Below are 16972 nucleotides of genomic sequence, written 5' to 3' on the forward strand. Positions count from 1 at the left end.
AGCATAGCTAATTGAAAACATTAAAAATCAGCTCTAAAAGAAAGAACATAATTTCTTCCGGGAGCGGAAATACCGGAGCTATATAAACGATAACGTTGGTCAGTTATGTTTTCAACTCCAGCATTAACACTGAAGTTTTTTGTTAAAACATACATTCCTTTTAAATTTAAAGTATACCAAGAGGGAGAATAATTATTTCCATTAGCATCCTTTGCATAAATTTCATCTTTGCCTTGTTCTTCGAAAGCTAAATCTTCAAAATTGCGTTTAGCCTGATAGGAAGAATAAAATTGTAAGTTTAATTTTTCGGCTTTATAATTCAAACTGGACATTCCAAATAATGGAACTGCATGACGTAGCGGACTCGTTGTGCCATCATCTAATTCTTCATCTCCTTTTTGGTAATTTAAATCAGATGAAATACTGAATCCGGCAGGAAGATTTACTTCTAAACCCAGTTGAATACCATAAACTTTAGCATTAGCGGCATTTTGGACTGCTTGTATTTGACTTACTTCGCCATCATAAATGATACTGCTTTCCCCATTAAGTTGGTAATCTCTTTTCACCATCGCATTTTGTAAAATGGTATAAAATCCGGTAACATCAACTTTAATAACATTACTGATTACTTTGGCAAAACCTAAATCAACATTATATGCATATTCTGCTTTTAAATCAGGATTTGGCACTGTTAGAGTCCCGGGAGCAGAATCAAACACTTTTCCCACATCATCAACATTAGGTGATCGGAATCCGGTTCCGAAATTAGTACTGAAAACCCATGAATTTAAAGTACGGTAAACGGCTCCAAGACTACCGGTTATGGCACCATCATTGATTTTAGCAGAATCAAATGGAAAAGGATAAAAAGCCAGATTATTTGTAAAATCTGAATCTAATTTATAATAATTGTATCGAAGACCGGTTTGCACCGAAAATTGATTCGTTACTTTAAATTCATCATTCACATAGGCTGCCATTGAGCTCCAAGTAGATTGCGGGTATCGTGATGGTCCCGTTGTATTTTCACCCGTTGAAATATCGGTTATATAACCACTCGATTGAACATCATTAAAAACATATTCCAATCCGTAAAACAAAGTATTCTTTTGATTTATTGCTTTATTAAAATCAAGATTAACTGAATAGGCTTTGACTTTTTCTGTTTGTGTATTTCTACTATCATTATTCAAAGAACGATCGATTCGACTTTCTTCAAACGATTGTTGAGCAAGGCGTAATGTCATTTGGTCATACAGTTTAGCATTACCGTTGTAGTTAACAGTCAGGTTATTCATCATCCATTTTTGAGGACCATAATTCCATTCAGCGTAACGGGCTGTTCCGTTTCTAACCCGGTTATGACGATCATATCGGCCATAGGTTGAAGTTTCTGAATAGTGAAAACCATATTGTAAATCCCATTTTTCAGTAGGTTTAAATCTAATTTTTTGCATTAAATTCAATTGCGAATAAGCCGAAGGAATTTGTAATAATGGATCATCCTGTGTTACCACTACGTCAATACTGTCTTGCCGTTGCACATAATAAGGTTTGATATAATCATCCGGACCATGACTTCCTTGGCGTAAATGATCAAAATCCCATGTACTGAAACTTGTTACAATTGCCCATTTGTTCCAACCAACATTCACATCAAAATGCCCTGTTTTTTCTTTATTAGCAGATGAAGTTCGGGTAACCGCTTTTCCGGTTATAAAAGGTTTATCCGTTAAGGAAAGTTGAGGAGTCAAGGTTTGAAAACTCATCACGCCACCTATGGCATCGCTTCCATAAATTACGGAACCTGGGCCAAAAAGAACTTCAGTATTTTCAATCGTAAAAGGATCTTGGTTAATTACATTTTGAATATTACCAGACCGAAAGATAGCATTATTCATTCGCACGCCATCTACTGTATAAAGTAATCGGTTCGTCGCAAAACCTCTAATCATTGGACTTCCACCACCTTGTTGACTTTTTTGTAAATATACTTTACCTGAAATACTTAGTAAATCTGCTGCTGTTTGCGGGTTTTGTAAAGCCACTTCAGCCGGTGAAATAGAAATAATTTTGGAGGGAACATTGCTGGAGAGTTGCCTCCATCTTGTGCCAGAAAGAACCACTTCCTCGAGGTTTAAATTTGAGGCTTCTAATTGTATTTCAAAACCATCGGATTCAATCTCCGCAAAGCTTTTAATTACAGTTTTAAAACCGGGCATTCGTATTTCTATTTTTTTAGCTCCTTTGAAAGCTGAAATAGTAGCTTGGCCACCGGTGTTTGTGATGGTAAATACTTTTGGATCTTCACTGGACAAGGTGACTAAATCAATCGGTTTTCCCGATTGTTTGTCTTTAATAGTGATGGTTTGAGAATAGTTGAATCCTGAAATTCCAATAAGACAAAATAAAAATAATAGTTTTTTCATTGTTATTAATTAAATTTCAAAATATAAACTATTGAAAATGATAGTTGTAATTCATTATAAATGAAATTTGATAAAAGGCTTAAATATAAATCTTTTACAGCAAAAAATAGTCAAGTAGTCAACCAATAAAGCAATCATAAGTCATCTTTTAATTGTTACATTAATAAAGATAAGTTGTATTGATTTTTACAACTAAAATTTTTAAATAGCTTAAATAAAAAAATTAAAGTAATCTATTTTGCATTTTGTTTGAAAAATTGTTGCAATAATGATGCCGAAATGCTTGATTATTCAATTTTTTTTAATAAAAGAACACCGATTTTTTCCGGTAAACTCAATTCACAAACTATAAAATTGGGAATTTAGTTTTGATTATCAAATGTTTTATTGATTTGAGAATGTAAATGGTATTTCTTCAGAAACACATCTAGCATCAATTTTATGTTTTTGGTTTAACTTATAATTATAAAAGAGAATTGATAATTATCATACTTATACAAATACAATATTCTTACCTTCGATACCGTAAAATAAAATCATATGCTTTCCGATATCGAAATTGCCCAAGCAACACCCATTCAGCACATAAAAGAAATTGCTGCAAAACTAAATATATCTAATGACGATTTAGAATATTACGGGAAATATAAAGCTAAATTACCACTTCACTTAATTGACTATAAAAATCTGAATAAGAGCAAATTGATTCTTGTTACAGCAATTACTCCAACACCGGCAGGAGAAGGTAAAACAACCATTTCTGTCGGATTAACAGATGGCTTAAATGCTATTGGTAAAAAGGCAATTGCGGTGTTACGCGAACCTTCTCTCGGACCTGTGTTTGGCATGAAAGGCGGTGCAGCAGGCGGTGGTTATTCTCAAGTTATTCCAATGGAAGATATTAATCTTCACTTTACAGGGGATTTCTCTGCCGTTGAAAAAGCCAATAATCTTTTAGCCGCTTTGATTGATAATAATTTGCAAAGCAAAACCCGTTCTCTGAATATTGACCCCCGAACAATTGTCTGGAAACGAGTAATGGACATGAATGATCGTGCTTTGCGGAATATTATTGTAGGTCTTGGCGGAACTGCAAATGGCATTCCTCGGCAGGATGGGTTTAATATTACACCGGCTTCAGAAATTATGGCAATTCTTTGTATGTGTAATGATTTAAAGGACTTAAAAGAACGATTAGGTAATATTTACATAGGAAATACTTTTGATGGAGAGCCGATTTTTGCTCGTGATCTCAAGGCAACGGATGCCTTGACAGTTTTGCTTAAAGACGCAATCAAACCAAATTTAGTGCAAACCCTCGAAGGAAATCCTGCTATTTTACATGGTGGACCTTTTGCCAGTATTGCTCAAGGTACAAATTCAATTATTGCCACTCGAATGGGTTTATCTTTAGGTGATTATGTTGTTACAGAAGCCGGTTTTGGTGCCGATTTAGGAGCAGAAAAATTTTTCAATATTAAATGTGCTGTTTCCGGGCTTAAGCCAAATGCTGTTGTTTTAGTGGTTACAATTAAAGCATTACGTCATCATGGTGGTGCAAATAAGGTTGATTATAACTCGCCTTCAGAAAGTAGGGTAAAAGCCGGATTAGATAACTTGGCGAAACATATTGAAAACATGAAACTTTTCGGATTTAATCCTTTAATTGCTATAAATGCATTTCCAAATGATTCAGAGGAAGAAATTCAATTGGTAAAAGAGTTGTGTCAATGTTATCAAACTCAGGCAATTGTTGCAAAAGGTTTTACAGATGGAGGTAAAGGAATGACTGAATTAGCCACACAACTTGTTAAATTAGTAGAAGAGAATACCGGTAGTTTCAAACCACTTTATTCCTTTGAACAATCACCGGAAGATAAAATCACTGTAATTGCTACAAAAATTTATGGGGCAGAGGGCGTTGAGTTTTCTGTAAAAGCTAAATCTCAATTACAACAAATAAAAAGTTTCGGTTTTGATAATTTTCCGATTTGTATGGCAAAAACACCTAAAAGTTTCTCTGATGATGAATCTAAACGAGGTCGTCCAACTGGTTTTACGGTGAAAGTTCGTGAATTTGAAATCGCGTCCGGTGCCGGATTCATCATACCAATCTTAGGAGAAATGATGCGAATGCCCGGATTACCGACAATACCTAACGCAGAAAACATTAAAATTGACGATCAAGGAGTGATTTCAGGATTAAGCTAATAAGCATAATTGTGTAAGTTAATAGCTTTTCAATTGCTTACCTTCGGAAAACAATTGAAGCATTATGAAAAGAGTAGGTTTTTTATTTATTGTATTGATATATACTAATAATATTCTTGGACAAGGGTTCTTTGAAGGGAATGATATTATTTCTAAAACGTATTCTCAACGTTGGGAATTGGATTCAATTGATAAAAAAGGAACTTTTAGATTAGTTTCCTATAAGTCGATTTATGTAGCTCCGGCCCGATGGACAAGCAATCCAAATGAAAAACCGCAAAGTGAAAACCCTACTAATTCAGCAACGGAAACAATTGATTATGATATTGTGGAAGTGAAATTTCAGTTAAGTTTAAAAACCAAATTATTGCAATCTATTTTTTGGGGTAAAGGCGATCTTTGGGTTGGTTATACACAAATTGCTCATTGGCAGATTTATAATGAAGCACTTTCGAGACCTTTTCGGGAAATAAATTATGAACCGGAAATCATCTTTAAATATCCTTTGCACATAAAAGCATTTACCGGTGAATTTAAATCAATAGGTATTTCTTTTACTCATCAATCCAATGGTAGAGAATTACCGTATTCACGGAGTTGGAATCGTGTTATTTTTGATCTTTCATACGAAATTGACAGTTGGATTGTATCTGTTAGGCCGTGGATTCGTTTAAGCGATGGCGAAAAAGATGATAATCCGGCTATAACCGATTATATTGGAGATGGTGAACTTAATTTGTCCTATAGCTACAATCGTCATCAATTTTATACCGTCATCACTCATCCATTCAATCAATTTCAAGGCGGAAGTGTTCAACTAAATTATATTTTTCCAATAAAAGGGCATTTGCGAGGGCACTTGCAAGCTTTTCAAGGATATGGTGAAACTTTAATTGATTATAATAATAAACAAACAACAATTGGAATTGGAGTTTCATTTGCAAATTGGTAAAATTAAAATTTTAAGTTTCAAACCGAAATCGATATAGTTAATAAATTCCTTGTTTAAAAGGTATAATTGTCTAATTTTATACAAGAAACCTGATTTTTATCAGATTTTCCCGTTTCATATCGGAATAACTTTGTTGTATAATTTAAAGGACAGACTATGAACTTATCTCACATCGAACATTTAGGAATTGCCGTAAAAAGTTTAGAAGAAGCCATTCCCTTTTGGGAAAACATGCTCGGACTAAAATGTTATGCTATTGAAGAAGTAAAAGAGCAAAAGGTAAAAACCGCTTTCTTTCAAATCGGTCAATCAAAAATCGAATTATTAGAATCTACTGACCCTGAGGGACCAATTGGTAAATTTATTGAGAAAAAAGGAGAAGGTATTCATCACCTTGCCATTGCTGTTAAAGGTATTGAAAATAATTTAGCAGAACTTGATCAAAAAGGGGTGCAACTCATTGATAAAACTCCACGAAAAGGAGCTGAAGGATTAGATATTGCTTTTATACATCCAAAGTCGACACATGGAGTATTACTTGAATTGTGTGAAAATAAAAACTTGTAATTCATTTTCTTATGGAAAGTACAGATAAAATTAAATTATTATTAGATAAACGAATTGAAGCCAAATTAGGTGGAGGTCAAAAACGTATTGATACGCAACATGCCAAAGGTAAACTTACCGCTCGCGAACGTATTGAACTGCTTTTAGACGAAGGTAGTTTTGAAGAGTTTGATATGTTTGTAACACATCGTTGTACCAATTTTGGACTTGAAAATCAAAAATACTTGTCTGATGGAGTTGTAACCGGTTTTGGAACAATTGATTCGAGATTGGTTTATGTATTCTCTCAAGACTTTACTGTTTTTGGTGGTTCATTATCTGAAACGTTTGCCAATAAAATTTGTAAAGTCATGGATATGGCTCTTAAAATGGGAGCACCCATTATAGGAATTAATGATAGTGGAGGAGCACGAATCCAAGAAGGTGTAACCAGTTTGGCCGGTTATGCAGAAGTGTTTCAACGGAACATCATGGCTTCCGGAGTTATTCCGCAAATTTCTGCTGTTTTCGGACCTTGTGCCGGTGGTGCGGTATATTCACCCGCTTTGACCGACTTTATTATGATGACAAAACAAAACAGTTACATGTTTGTTACGGGTCCTAAAGTGGTGAAAACAGTAACCGGTGAAGTAGTAACCGATGAAGAATTAGGTGGTGCCATGGTTCACGGAACAAAATCTGGGGTTACCCATTTTGTAGCGGAAGATGAGCAGGAGGGATTATTGTTAATAAGAAAATTGTTAAGCTATTTACCTCAAAACAACTTGGAAGATCCACCATTATCAGTATGTACTGACCCAATCGATCGTTTAGTGGATGAATTGAATACAATTATACCTGAAAATCCAAATAAACCGTATGATGTAAAAGATGTTATTCATGCCATCGCTGATGAAAATGAATTTTTTGAAGTGCACCGTCATTATGCTCCTAATATTGTTGTAGGCTATGCTAAATTTAACGGTATGCCTGTAGGAATTGTGGCCAATCAACCTAGTTATTTAGCTGGTGTTTTAGACAATAATGCTTCTCGAAAAGCAGCCCGATTTGTTCGATTCTGTGATGCTTTTAATATTCCGTTGGTCACCTTAGTTGATGTACCGGGATTCTTACCAGGAACAACTCAGGAATACGGAGGGATTATTATTCATGGAGCAAAATTATTATATGCTTATGGCGAAGCTACTGTTCCAAAAGTGACTGTAATTCTTCGTAAAGCTTATGGAGGAGCTTATGATGTAATGAGTTCGAAACATTTACGGGGTGATATTAACTACGCTTGGCCATCAGCAGAAATTGCTGTAATGGGACCAAAAGGAGCCATAGAAATTTTATACCAAAAAGAGTATATGCAAATTGAAGACCCTGAAGCAAGAGCCAAATTTATCGTGGAAAAAGAAGTTGAATACAAAGAAAAATTTGCAAATCCATACAATGCAGCCAGTTATGGGTATATTGATGATGTGATTGAGCCAAGAAACACACGTTTCAGAATTATTCGTGCCTTACAATCGCTTGCTACAAAAAAAGTGGTTAATCCACCTAAAAAACATTCTAATCTCCCATTGTAAGATGAATACGTTATTGCTCGTACAACAACCGGTGAGCCATAAAGCGGCCGCTGAATTTGCAAAGTTAGATCCCTATGGGATTGGAATGACAATGGTAGCTATGGCTGTAGTCTTTCTATCGTTGATTATTCTCTACATAACATTCAAGAATATTGCCAAACTTTTTGCTTATGATTTCAAAGCTAAGTCGCAAAAAAAAGTAGAGGGAATTGAACTTCCAAATACCAAAAGCCAGCAAACTTTAGAGTTAGGAGCTGCCATTGCAATGGCCTTGCATTTGTATCAAAATGAATTACATGATCACGAGAATGCATTGCTAACTATAAAAAAAGTAAACGGTAATTATTCTCCATGGAGTTCAAAAATTTACGGAATGCGAAAAGAACTAAAATAATCACACATGAAAAGATATAAATTTAAAATAAACGGAAACAGTTACGATGTAAAAATCGACAGTATCGAAGAAAATCAAGCCATTGTAGACGTAAATGGAGTTTCCTTTGAGGTGGAATTAGAAAAGAAATCATCTGTTGCAAAAACGCCTAAATTGGTTCGTTCAGTAGCAGTGCCCTCAACTGATTCCTCACAAGCTGTTGCAAAAACTAGTAGTCCATCAGCTCCAAAAGGAGGAGGAACCATTAAATCCCCACTTCCCGGTGTGATTTTAAAAGTACATGTAAAAGTTGGAGACGTTGTTAATTTGTCTCAAGAGTTAATTACCCTAGAAGCTATGAAAATGGAAAACAGTATTCAAGCTGATAAAGCTGGAGTGGTACAAGCAATCCACTTCATTGCAGGAGAATCTGTAATGGAAGGTGATATTTTACTAACAATAGGATCATAAATCATGGATAATTTCTGGAGTTTTTTGGCAGAGCATTTGCATCAGTTTTTTACATATACGGCTTTTGCAAATTTTACAATTGGTCATGGTGTGATGATTTTAATTGGTCTGATTTTTATTTATTTGGCCATTTTTAAAGAATATGAACCCATGCTTTTGGTACCCATTGGTTTTGGAATGTTAATTGGAAACATTCCGTTTTATCCGGGTTTACAAATTGGAATTTATGAACAAGGCAGTGTTTTGAATTACCTCTATTTTGGGGTAATGAAGGGTATCTATCCGCCATTAATATTCTTAGGTATTGGAGCAATGACCGATTTTTCAGCCTTGATTTCCAATCCGAAACTTATGTTGATTGGTGCAGCAGCACAATTAGGAATTTTTGGTGCTTATATGGCAGCATTGGCTTTAGGTTTCTTACCGGAACAAGCTGGAGCAATTGGAATTATTGGTGGTGCTGATGGACCTACTGCAATATTTCTTTCTTCAAAGTTAGCTCCTGAATTAATGGGAGCAATTGCGATTTCGGCGTATTCATACATGGCACTCGTTCCTGTGATACAGCCTCCAATTATGCGATTGTTAACAACTAGTAAAGAAAGATTAATTCGTATGAAACCGCCAAGAGTTGTTTCACGAAATGAAAAAATTATGTTTCCTATTTTTGGTTTGTTGTTAACTACATTTATTGTACCTAGTGGTTTACCTTTATTGGGAATGTTGTTTTTTGGTAATTTGTTAAAAGAAAGTAGTGTAACTAAACGTTTAGCGGATACTGCAAAAGGGTCATTGATTGATATAGTAACTATTTTAATAGGTTTAACCGTTGGTGCTTCAACACAAGCAACCACATTTTTAACAGGACAATCAGTTGGGATTTTTGCCATTGGTGCAGTATCATTTATAATTGCAACTTTTGGAGGCGTAATGTTTTGTAAAATATTTAATCTCTTTTTGAAAGAAGGTAATAAAATTAATCCTTTAATAGGGAATGCAGGAGTTTCTGCGGTTCCGGATAGTGCAAGGGTTTCGCAAGTTATTGGTTTGGAATACGATAGAACTAATCACTTATTGATGCATGCTATGGGACCCAATGTAGCCGGAGTTATAGGTAGTGCTATTGCAGCAGGGGTATTATTAAGCTTTTTAGGTTAAGTAGATTTTGGAATCTTAAAATCGTTAAGGTAATTATCTAACAATTCACCGGCTTTGAAAACTTTTTTAAATAGTATTTCTTCGGTGCCATAGTGAAAATGCACTTCAACAAAGAAAGTATGTAAACTGTATAATTTTTTTATCACCGGCTTTTCAAGTCGTTCGGCCACTACCGCTCCTTTTTCAAAGAGGATGCGGTATTGTTCGTTTTCAGGAAGTGCTAAAAAGGAGATGAGTTTCAATGATTTGATTTTAAGAAACGAAGATACCAAAAAACAACTGGTTAGTAAGCATAAAAAAACCGATTAAATTTAAAGATTTCTTTAAACTTAATCGGTTCGTTTTATTAAACAACTTTTACTTTATACTAGTAAATGTTCCCATTGACATTTGTGTTTTGTCAGTAGTCGTTATTTTAGCGAAAAGAAATTTTTGGGTGTCGGGGAAATAATGAACCAATTGGTTTACATAAGTGACTTTTCTTGTTGAATTAATATCATCATAATATCCAAAAATAATTGAATGAGCTAATTTTTCATTATTAAAAAGATAATTCCATTTGAAAAAACCATTTTCTAATCCGGTTTGAACAAACAAATCACCTTTTGCATTAACTAATCCAAAAGAATGGTATAAATCAGCTTCACCGGTTGTACTTACCGGAATTGGTTTGATTGATTTTAAAATACCTTCAAAATTTAAAGTGATTAAGTAAGATGGACCAAATGTGTGTTTTTCTACCGGAAAACCTGTTGAACCCGGAGTTGGTTTTGGTGTGGCATCAACTTTCGCTTCAGCAAAAATGGCAATTTCATTGTTTTGCATCAAAATAGTGCGAAAGTTTACCTCTTCAATTTTAGTAACCGAATTAAAACCATCTATTTTATTGTTTTGTAAAATAGTACCGGAACTTAAATCATATAACATTAAATCACCAAAGTCACCGCGACGTACTCCTTTTGAGGGATAATTCATTGCAAGCAAGTAATCCTGCGTTCCAATTGAAATAGCAACGGGCTCATGAATTTTGATACTTTCACCTACTTTTAAATCGGTTTGCTCTGTTTCAGAAACAGCCACTAAATAATTGTCTAATTTATAACCGTAGGGTTGGCGAACCAATACTACTTTTCCGGAGTTGGTAGCGACTAAGTTAGCTGTAAAGAACTCATTAGCGAAAGTTACTTCTTTTTTCCAAGCAACATCTAATGTAGTGCTGTTAAGTACCATTAAATTGTTTACTTCCGGTTCTTTCTTGGAATTAGCTGCTTTGTAGTTTACTACAAAAAAAGCACCGTTTTGTGATTGTTTCACTTTAACATCACCCGATTTTGAATTGGATACAATAGGAAATCCCATAAGCATCGTACTGGTGAATTTCTTAGATGTTTTGTCAAAAACGTGTTGATATACCTCGTCTCTTTTTGATTTTCCTGAATAACTTTGTGTAAAAACTACTGCTTTTTCAGTTCCAATAGCGTATGAACCCAAAAAATTATGCAAAGTTCCGCCACCTTCTAATACTGGAAAAGGATGTGTTATGGTTTCCATTAAAGCGTTTTTTTGATCAAATTTTCGAAGGATAATTTGATTACTCGACATCATCCCGTATTTATTCACTACGGTTAATAAGTAATAATTGTAATTATCTGTCAAAACGAATTTTGGTTCTAATTCATTTTTTGGGTCAAAATCAAATTTTTCTCCCCATTCAGGTGTTTGAGCAAAAGTGTTTCCAAAAACACAAAGAAAAAGGAACGCAATTATTCTTAATTTCATGTTGATTTATTTTTTATAGATTTCGTTTTCCAACGCTTTTAATTCGTTTTGTTCATCGTAGCTAAGTTTAACCGTTATAAGGTTTTCTTGTAATTCGTTTAAATATTTTTCAGCTTCCGATTTTTTGTTCATTGCTAAATTCAATCGAATTAAATTGAAGTAAATGTATTCACCAATTTTTGCATTGAAATCAGATTTTGAATCTTTTTTAAAGTCTACTTTTTTTAATGTTTCTAACCAAATATCAATTCCTTTTTGCATTCCGGTAATTGCGGCAGCACTACGTTCCGGTTCAGAAGGTTGTAATTTTTTTAAATTGGTTGTTACATAAATATGTGCTTTTTCTAAATCATCATATTGCCCTTTGTTTTTTACTTTATCCAATTTTACTGTTTTTTTAATAGATTGGAATCCGTAATTATCATTTAAATATTGGTTTAAAAAGGCCACTACTTTATTTAAATGATTTTTTTCTTCTAATGGTTTGTTGATGTTATTGCTAGGTGAAGAAGAAACAAATTTGAATTCTTGAAAAAACTTAGTATTTATTTTTTCAACTCCGTTTACTTTTACCACTAACGTTGTAGGTTGATTGGCAAAGGTTTGCCCAGCATTATCTTGAAATTGTACGCCACGAATATCCACAGCAACATCTAAATAATTTCCTTCTTTGTTAAATCCTTCCACATTGATTTGTGAAGACAATACATTGTTGTCCACAATGATGTAATTATTTAAATTAGGCTCTTGATAAACAGGTGGGAGCGGTTTTACATAAACCGGTTTTGTTGGATTTACTAATCGTGGGTTCTTCCCTTGGTCTGTCATTGACATACGTTCGAGCAAGGAAAGTTTTTTGAATTCAGCCGATTCTAATTCAAATTTTTCTTTTGCTTTGATAACTTCTTGATCGTAATCTTTTAGTTTTTGTTGAAATTCTTTTTCACTATTGGCCACAACTGTAGTATAATTATCTAAAGCAGCTTGATGATCAACTTTTGATTGTTTGATAACATCATCAGCAGTGACGTTATAAGGTGACGTTACGGTAACTTTTAGTAATCGGTTAGCAACGTCAATCGTTTCTTTGGGTTGTTTTAGAATAAGAAAATCAATGTTTTCTGAAGAAATGTTTTGTGCATAAATAGAAATAGTACTGACAAAAACAAATAACGAGGCAAAAAAGGTATTTAATTTCATTGATAAAAGGGTTTTTATATTGTTTTGCAAAATTAGTTTAATTTTCTGTAAAACTCCTAAAAGCTTCTTAAATAAGTGTATAAGATAGTGATGATTACCGACTTTATTTTGTCTGTTCAATTAATAACGATGATTTGTAATAAAAATGAAAACAAAAAAAGGTGAACTTTTAGCGGCTCACCTTTTTTCTATTTATAAAAATGTGATATTAATATAACATCTTTGATAACACATTACTGGTAGTATTGCTTTTTGGAATGAGGGCAGTTAACAATTTCATTTGGTCAGCAGAGATTAATTTTTTCATTTTTTCCGGAAATAAATTGCGGATAGAAGTCATTTTTGCGTCATAATCCTTTTTGTTGGTAGCAGCTGTTGGTAAAATGTCTTTCTTTTTGTTTAATAAATCATTTACTAATGATGTAACCGCAGGTTTTTGATCTTTAGTTAGCCTTAGGTTTTTAGTCAGTGAGTTCACAACTTCCGTACTGATTGAAGAAACATCAAACGAATTGGTTGCGGCTTTTGTAGCATCAGTAGAAACAGTTTTGGCATCTTTAGCAACTTTATCTAACGGATTTTGAGCAAACGCTGCATTCATTCCTATAAAGGCAAACAACAGAACAATGATTAATTTCATAATTTATTTTTTTTAAGTTAATGATGAGGTATATAGGGTATAATCATACCGAATTCAAATATAAATAAAATTAGAATTGAAAACGATTGAAGTCTAATAAAAATTGATTTAAACCTTTCTCAAATTGTCAAAAAGCACTTTATCGATTATTCTATGTTTTCAACAGATTTATTTTTTTATTTGAAACGGCAACTATACTTTTGACTCACCATAGCATAAGTAGGTTAAGTTCATGGTAGATTTGGGGCAAAAAGGGTGGAAGCAATTCCACCTTTTTTATTTTACACGATGTCGTACTTGGGTAAACCTTTACTACTTTTGTGTTCTTAATTTATTGTTATGACTGTTTGGATTCTTTTTATTGCTGCAATCATTTTATTTTTAGCGTTAGATTTAGGTGTTTTTAATAAAACACCACACATCATCAAGTCTCGTGAAGCGGGAATTTGGACTGCAATTTGGGTCACGCTTTCCTTTGTTTTTTCCGGATTGATTTATTGGTTGTATCAACACAATTATGTTAACAATCCTGAAAATTATACTCCTGCCATTGCTTCTATGAAGTTTATTACGGGTTACTTGATTGAACTTTCTTTGAGTGTTGATAATATATTCATCATTGCAGTTATTTTTTCATCGTTTAAAATTCCGCAGAAATACCAACATCGGGTTTTGTTTTGGGGAATATTAGGAGCTATATTGTTTCGAGGATTGATGATTTTCTTTGGTGTTATATTAATAAACAAATTTAGTTGGATGACTTATGTTTTTGGCTTGTTTTTGTTGTTTACTGCGGCTAAGATGCTCTTTAAAAAAGAGGAAGAACAGTTCAATCCGAAAAAATCATTTGTATATCGAAACCTTCGAAAGGTTGTGCCCATCACCATGCATATGGATGGCGAGCATTTTTTTGTTAAACGAAGACATATCACGGCGGCGACTCCTTTGTTTGTGGCGTTGGTTGTGATTGAATTGATGGATGTATTATTTGCTTTGGATAGTGTACCGGCAATTTTAGCGATTACTCCGGATCCTTTTTTGGTGTTTAGTTCTAATATTTTTGCAATTCTAGGGTTGCGTTCGATGTATTTCTTTTTGGCTCATATGTTAGATAAATTCAAATTGTTGGAATATAGTTTAATTGCTATTCTAACTTTTGTGGGAATTAAAATGTTGTTCGTTCATAGTTTTAAATTTCCGGAATGGGCTTCACTTGGATTTATTGCTCTTGCTTTGTTGGTTGGAATAGTTGCGTCTTTATACAGTTCTAAAAAAGAAGAATAGTTTAGGTTTCGACCACAAATTAACATTTCATCGATTATTCCGTTCATTCATCAGAATTATTTTTTTTATAACTATCATGACTATATATTTGGCTCACCATAGCATAAGTAGGTTAAGTTCATGGTAGATTTGGGGCAAAAAGGGTGGAAGCAATTCCACCTTTTTTATTTTATGTCAGTCATTAACAATTTCTTAATTCGTGATTGAGCATTTAAAAAAACTTACCTTTGCCGCATGATAAGAAATCCTCGCTCTACGAATGTTGTTCTGAATTTAGGTTTTGATAAGCTGAATGAAATGCAGGAAACTGCTCAGGAAACCATTTTAAATAATCCAAATACACTTTTGCTTTCCCCGACGGGTTCCGGAAAAACGGTTGCTTTTTTATTGCCTTTGGTGAGTTTGTTAGACCCAGATGTTCGATTGGTGCAGTGTTTAATCATTGTTCCATCAAGAGAGTTGGCGTTGCAGATTGAACAGGTTTGGAAAAAAATGGCTACAGGGCATAAGGTAAATGTTTGTTATGGTGGACATTCTATTGATACTGAAATTAGAAACTTAAGTCAGCCGCCGGCAATTGTTATTGGTACACCGGGTAGAATTGCAGACCATCTTGAACGGGGTTCGTTTGATGCCACTGCTATTCAAACGTTGATTTTAGATGAATTTGACAAGTCGTTGCAATTGGGGTTTCATGATGAAATGGCTTTTATTATCAGTAAATTACCTAAAGTAAATAAGCGTGTGTTAGTTTCGGCGACGGCTAGTATTGCTATTCCAGGTTATACCGGGGTGGTATCGCCTACGGTGATTGATTTTATTCCGGAAGATGAGGAGCAATCGCAACTTTCACTTCGGATGGTTGTTTCGAAAGAGAAGGATAAAATGAACAGTTTGTTTCAATTGCTTTGTTCACTTAATTCAGAAGCGGCACTTATTTTTTGTAATCATCGCGAAGCTGTTGAACGTATCAGTGCATTATTGAATCAACGGAAAATAGTTACGACCTATTATCACGGAGGAATGGATCAGGATGAACGGGAACGTGCTTTGATTCAGTTTAGAAATGGTAGTGTGAATTATCTTATTACGACTGATTTAGCTGCACGGGGATTAGATATTCCTGAAATGAAGCATGTTATTCATTATCATTTGCCGGGTAAAGAAGCGGAGTTTACGCATCGTAATGGCCGTACTGCGAGAATGTTACATTCAGGGACGGCGTATATAATTTATCATGAAGGGGAGAAGAAAGCGGATTATCTGGATTATCAGATGCCGGTTTTTTCTGTTGAGCATGCTTCAAAACTTCCTAAAGCACCTGAATTTCAAACGGTTTATATTAGCGGTGGCAAGAAAAACAAGTTGAATAAAATGGATATTGTTGGTTTCTTTTCACAAGTTGGTGAGTTGGGCAAAGCGGATATCGGTTTGTTAGAGGTGAAAGACTTTGTTTCGTTTGCTGCGGTTAAATCTTCGAAAATAAATGACTTGCTTCATCGGATTAAAGACCAGAAGATGAAGGGAAAGAAGTTTAAAATTGAAGTGGCCCGTAATGTGGTTAAAAGAGAAGAAGAGGTTAAAAAAACCAGGTAAATTATTCTTCTATTTACTTCCGTATTTTCCACCTAGGTAGGCCATTGGAATGTATGCAAATAGTATGTCGACGATTGTGTACCAGAGGGGTGATGGTAGCATGATTACATTTGCGATTCCGCCAAGGAGGAAGAATATGTAGAAAATGAACCATGCGTTAAATTAAAAGATTTATTCAACCCAGCTAAGACTAATATTAATCCATGGATTAATAATATAAGACCTTGGCTAAATCAAGAAAGTGAAAAAGGGGTTGTATATCGAAAAAATGATTCTGGTGAATATGGAGGATCTTACGTATCATCAACAACTAATAATAATCAAATTGATATTCCAGTTGGAGGCGATATTTATTGTTCAATACACACTCATCCTTTTAATACACAACCAATGTTTTCTTGGAGTGATGTTTTACATTTGTATAATACTCAAAAGCGTATAGCAACACATAATAATGGTTTAGCTACTTTTTTGCTCTTGTGCAAAGATGATTTTGGTGTAGAGCAATTGTATGCTATTTCAATAAATAATGTAACAGAATTTAATAATAAAATGGAAAGTATAATTCATTCTGATGAATATGATGGATGTGAATTAATAAATATTCAAAATGATTATGACGATATAATTGGTGAACAATTTGAAAAAGATAATAATTATGAACGACAATTTTTAAAAATGTTTGAGAGTTATAACATAACAATTGCAAAAGCAAATAGCCAAAGAACTAATTGGAGT

Annotated in this window: 15 protein-coding genes; 10 read left to right on the forward strand and 5 right to left on the reverse strand. The window is 34.0% G+C overall.

From position 1 onward, the window contains the following. Positions 1–20: 20 nt before the first annotated feature. A complete protein-coding gene (locus tag C0512_RS04425; protein ID WP_290859231.1) occupies positions 21–2432 on the reverse strand; it encodes a TonB-dependent receptor in 2412 nt (803 codons plus the stop codon). 540 nt (positions 2433–2972) lie between these two features. On the opposite strand from C0512_RS04425, the gene C0512_RS04430 reads away from it, so the two are divergent. The 7 genes from C0512_RS04430 to C0512_RS04460 all read left to right on the forward strand — a co-directional run bounded on the left by C0512_RS04430 (position 2973) and on the right by C0512_RS04460 (position 9735). Next, on the forward strand, positions 2973–4643 hold the full coding sequence (locus C0512_RS04430) for a formate--tetrahydrofolate ligase (protein WP_290859233.1): 1671 nt from the start codon (positions 2973–2975) through the stop codon (positions 4641–4643). A 64-nt stretch (positions 4644–4707) separates the two neighbouring features. Next, on the forward strand, positions 4708–5595 hold the full coding sequence (locus C0512_RS04435; protein WP_290859235.1) for a phospholipase A: 888 nt from the start codon (positions 4708–4710) through the stop codon (positions 5593–5595). A 156-nt stretch (positions 5596–5751) separates the two neighbouring features. Then, positions 5752–6162, forward strand: a complete 411-nt coding sequence (gene mce / locus C0512_RS04440; RefSeq protein WP_290859237.1) for a methylmalonyl-CoA epimerase — start codon at positions 5752–5754, stop codon at positions 6160–6162. Between the two features lie 11 nt (positions 6163–6173). After that, positions 6174–7733: an acyl-CoA carboxylase subunit beta gene (locus C0512_RS04445; RefSeq protein WP_290859239.1), complete on the forward strand. Its 1560-nt coding sequence runs from the start codon at positions 6174–6176 to the stop codon at positions 7731–7733. A 1-nt stretch (position 7734) separates the two neighbouring features. Further along, complete coding sequence (locus C0512_RS04450) at positions 7735–8127, forward strand: OadG family protein (protein ID WP_290859241.1); 393 nt, start codon at positions 7735–7737, stop codon at positions 8125–8127. Between the two features lie 6 nt (positions 8128–8133). Continuing rightward, positions 8134–8577: a biotin/lipoyl-containing protein gene (locus C0512_RS04455; RefSeq protein WP_290859244.1), complete on the forward strand. Its 444-nt coding sequence runs from the start codon at positions 8134–8136 to the stop codon at positions 8575–8577. A gap of 3 nt (positions 8578–8580) precedes the next feature. After that, positions 8581–9735, forward strand: coding sequence for a sodium ion-translocating decarboxylase subunit beta (locus C0512_RS04460; protein WP_290859245.1), 1155 nt, complete (start codon positions 8581–8583; stop codon positions 9733–9735). Here C0512_RS04460 and C0512_RS04465 read toward each other — a convergent pair. From C0512_RS04465 to C0512_RS04480, 4 genes are all read right to left on the reverse strand, one after another. Further along, positions 9732–9977: a hypothetical protein gene (locus C0512_RS04465; RefSeq protein ID WP_290859247.1), complete on the reverse strand. Its 246-nt coding sequence runs from the start codon at positions 9975–9977 to the stop codon at positions 9732–9734. The two genes, C0512_RS04460 and C0512_RS04465, sit on opposite strands and share 4 nt — an antisense overlap. 115 nt (positions 9978–10092) lie before the next feature. After that, positions 10093–11514 carry a hypothetical protein gene (locus tag C0512_RS04470; protein ID WP_290859248.1) on the reverse strand — a complete coding sequence of 474 codons (1422 nt, stop codon included), beginning with the start codon at positions 11512–11514 and terminating at the stop codon, positions 10093–10095. Positions 11515–11520: 6 nt separating this feature from the next. Then, a complete protein-coding gene (locus C0512_RS04475) occupies positions 11521–12714 on the reverse strand; it encodes a hypothetical protein (protein WP_290859249.1) in 1194 nt (397 codons plus the stop codon). Between the two features lie 208 nt (positions 12715–12922). Continuing rightward, the gene (locus C0512_RS04480; RefSeq protein ID WP_290859250.1) at positions 12923–13354 is read right to left on the reverse strand and encodes a hypothetical protein; all 432 of its coding nucleotides are present in this window, start codon (positions 13352–13354) and stop codon (positions 12923–12925) included. Between the two features lie 339 nt (positions 13355–13693). Between C0512_RS04480 and C0512_RS04485 the strand changes: the two genes are divergently transcribed. The 3 genes from C0512_RS04485 to C0512_RS04495 form a co-directional block, all read left to right on the forward strand. Further along, the gene (locus tag C0512_RS04485; RefSeq protein ID WP_290859251.1) at positions 13694–14638 is read left to right on the forward strand and encodes a TerC family protein; all 945 of its coding nucleotides are present in this window, start codon (positions 13694–13696) and stop codon (positions 14636–14638) included. A gap of 234 nt (positions 14639–14872) precedes the next feature. Beyond that, entirely contained in the window at positions 14873–16234 is a 1362-nt protein-coding gene (locus C0512_RS04490) for a DEAD/DEAH box helicase (RefSeq protein WP_290859252.1), read from the forward strand. Between the two features lie 390 nt (positions 16235–16624). Then, positions 16625–16972: hypothetical protein (locus C0512_RS04495; RefSeq protein WP_290859254.1), on the forward strand; the 348-nt coding region annotated here is incomplete at its 3' end.

It is taken from the genome of Flavobacterium sp. (assembly GCF_013822155.1).
Lineage (GTDB): Bacteria > Bacteroidota > Bacteroidia > Flavobacteriales > Flavobacteriaceae > Flavobacterium.

Excerpts from the sequence above, each read along its gene's own strand:
- C0512_RS04430 (WP_290859233.1), top strand. The coding sequence starts at position 2,973 with ATGCTTTCCGATATCGAAATTGCCCAAGCAACACCCATTCAGCACATA.
- C0512_RS04480 (WP_290859250.1), bottom strand. The coding sequence starts at position 13,354 with ATGAAATTAATCATTGTTCTGTTGTTTGCCTTTATAGGAATGAATGCA.
- C0512_RS04455 (WP_290859244.1), top strand. The coding sequence starts at position 8,134 with ATGAAAAGATATAAATTTAAAATAAACGGAAACAGTTACGATGTAAAA.
- mce (WP_290859237.1), top strand. The coding sequence starts at position 5,752 with ATGAACTTATCTCACATCGAACATTTAGGAATTGCCGTAAAAAGTTTA.
- C0512_RS04485 (WP_290859251.1), top strand. The coding sequence starts at position 13,694 with ATGACTGTTTGGATTCTTTTTATTGCTGCAATCATTTTATTTTTAGCG.
- C0512_RS04475 (WP_290859249.1), bottom strand. The coding sequence starts at position 12,714 with ATGAAATTAAATACCTTTTTTGCCTCGTTATTTGTTTTTGTCAGTACT.
- C0512_RS04445 (WP_290859239.1), top strand. The coding sequence starts at position 6,174 with ATGGAAAGTACAGATAAAATTAAATTATTATTAGATAAACGAATTGAA.
- C0512_RS04490 (WP_290859252.1), top strand. The coding sequence starts at position 14,873 with ATGATAAGAAATCCTCGCTCTACGAATGTTGTTCTGAATTTAGGTTTT.
- C0512_RS04460 (WP_290859245.1), top strand. The coding sequence starts at position 8,581 with ATGGATAATTTCTGGAGTTTTTTGGCAGAGCATTTGCATCAGTTTTTT.
- C0512_RS04450 (WP_290859241.1), top strand. The coding sequence starts at position 7,735 with ATGAATACGTTATTGCTCGTACAACAACCGGTGAGCCATAAAGCGGCC.
- C0512_RS04425 (WP_290859231.1), bottom strand. The coding sequence starts at position 2,432 with ATGAAAAAACTATTATTTTTATTTTGTCTTATTGGAATTTCAGGATTC.
- C0512_RS04470 (WP_290859248.1), bottom strand. The coding sequence starts at position 11,514 with ATGAAATTAAGAATAATTGCGTTCCTTTTTCTTTGTGTTTTTGGAAAC.
- C0512_RS04435 (WP_290859235.1), top strand. The coding sequence starts at position 4,708 with ATGAAAAGAGTAGGTTTTTTATTTATTGTATTGATATATACTAATAAT.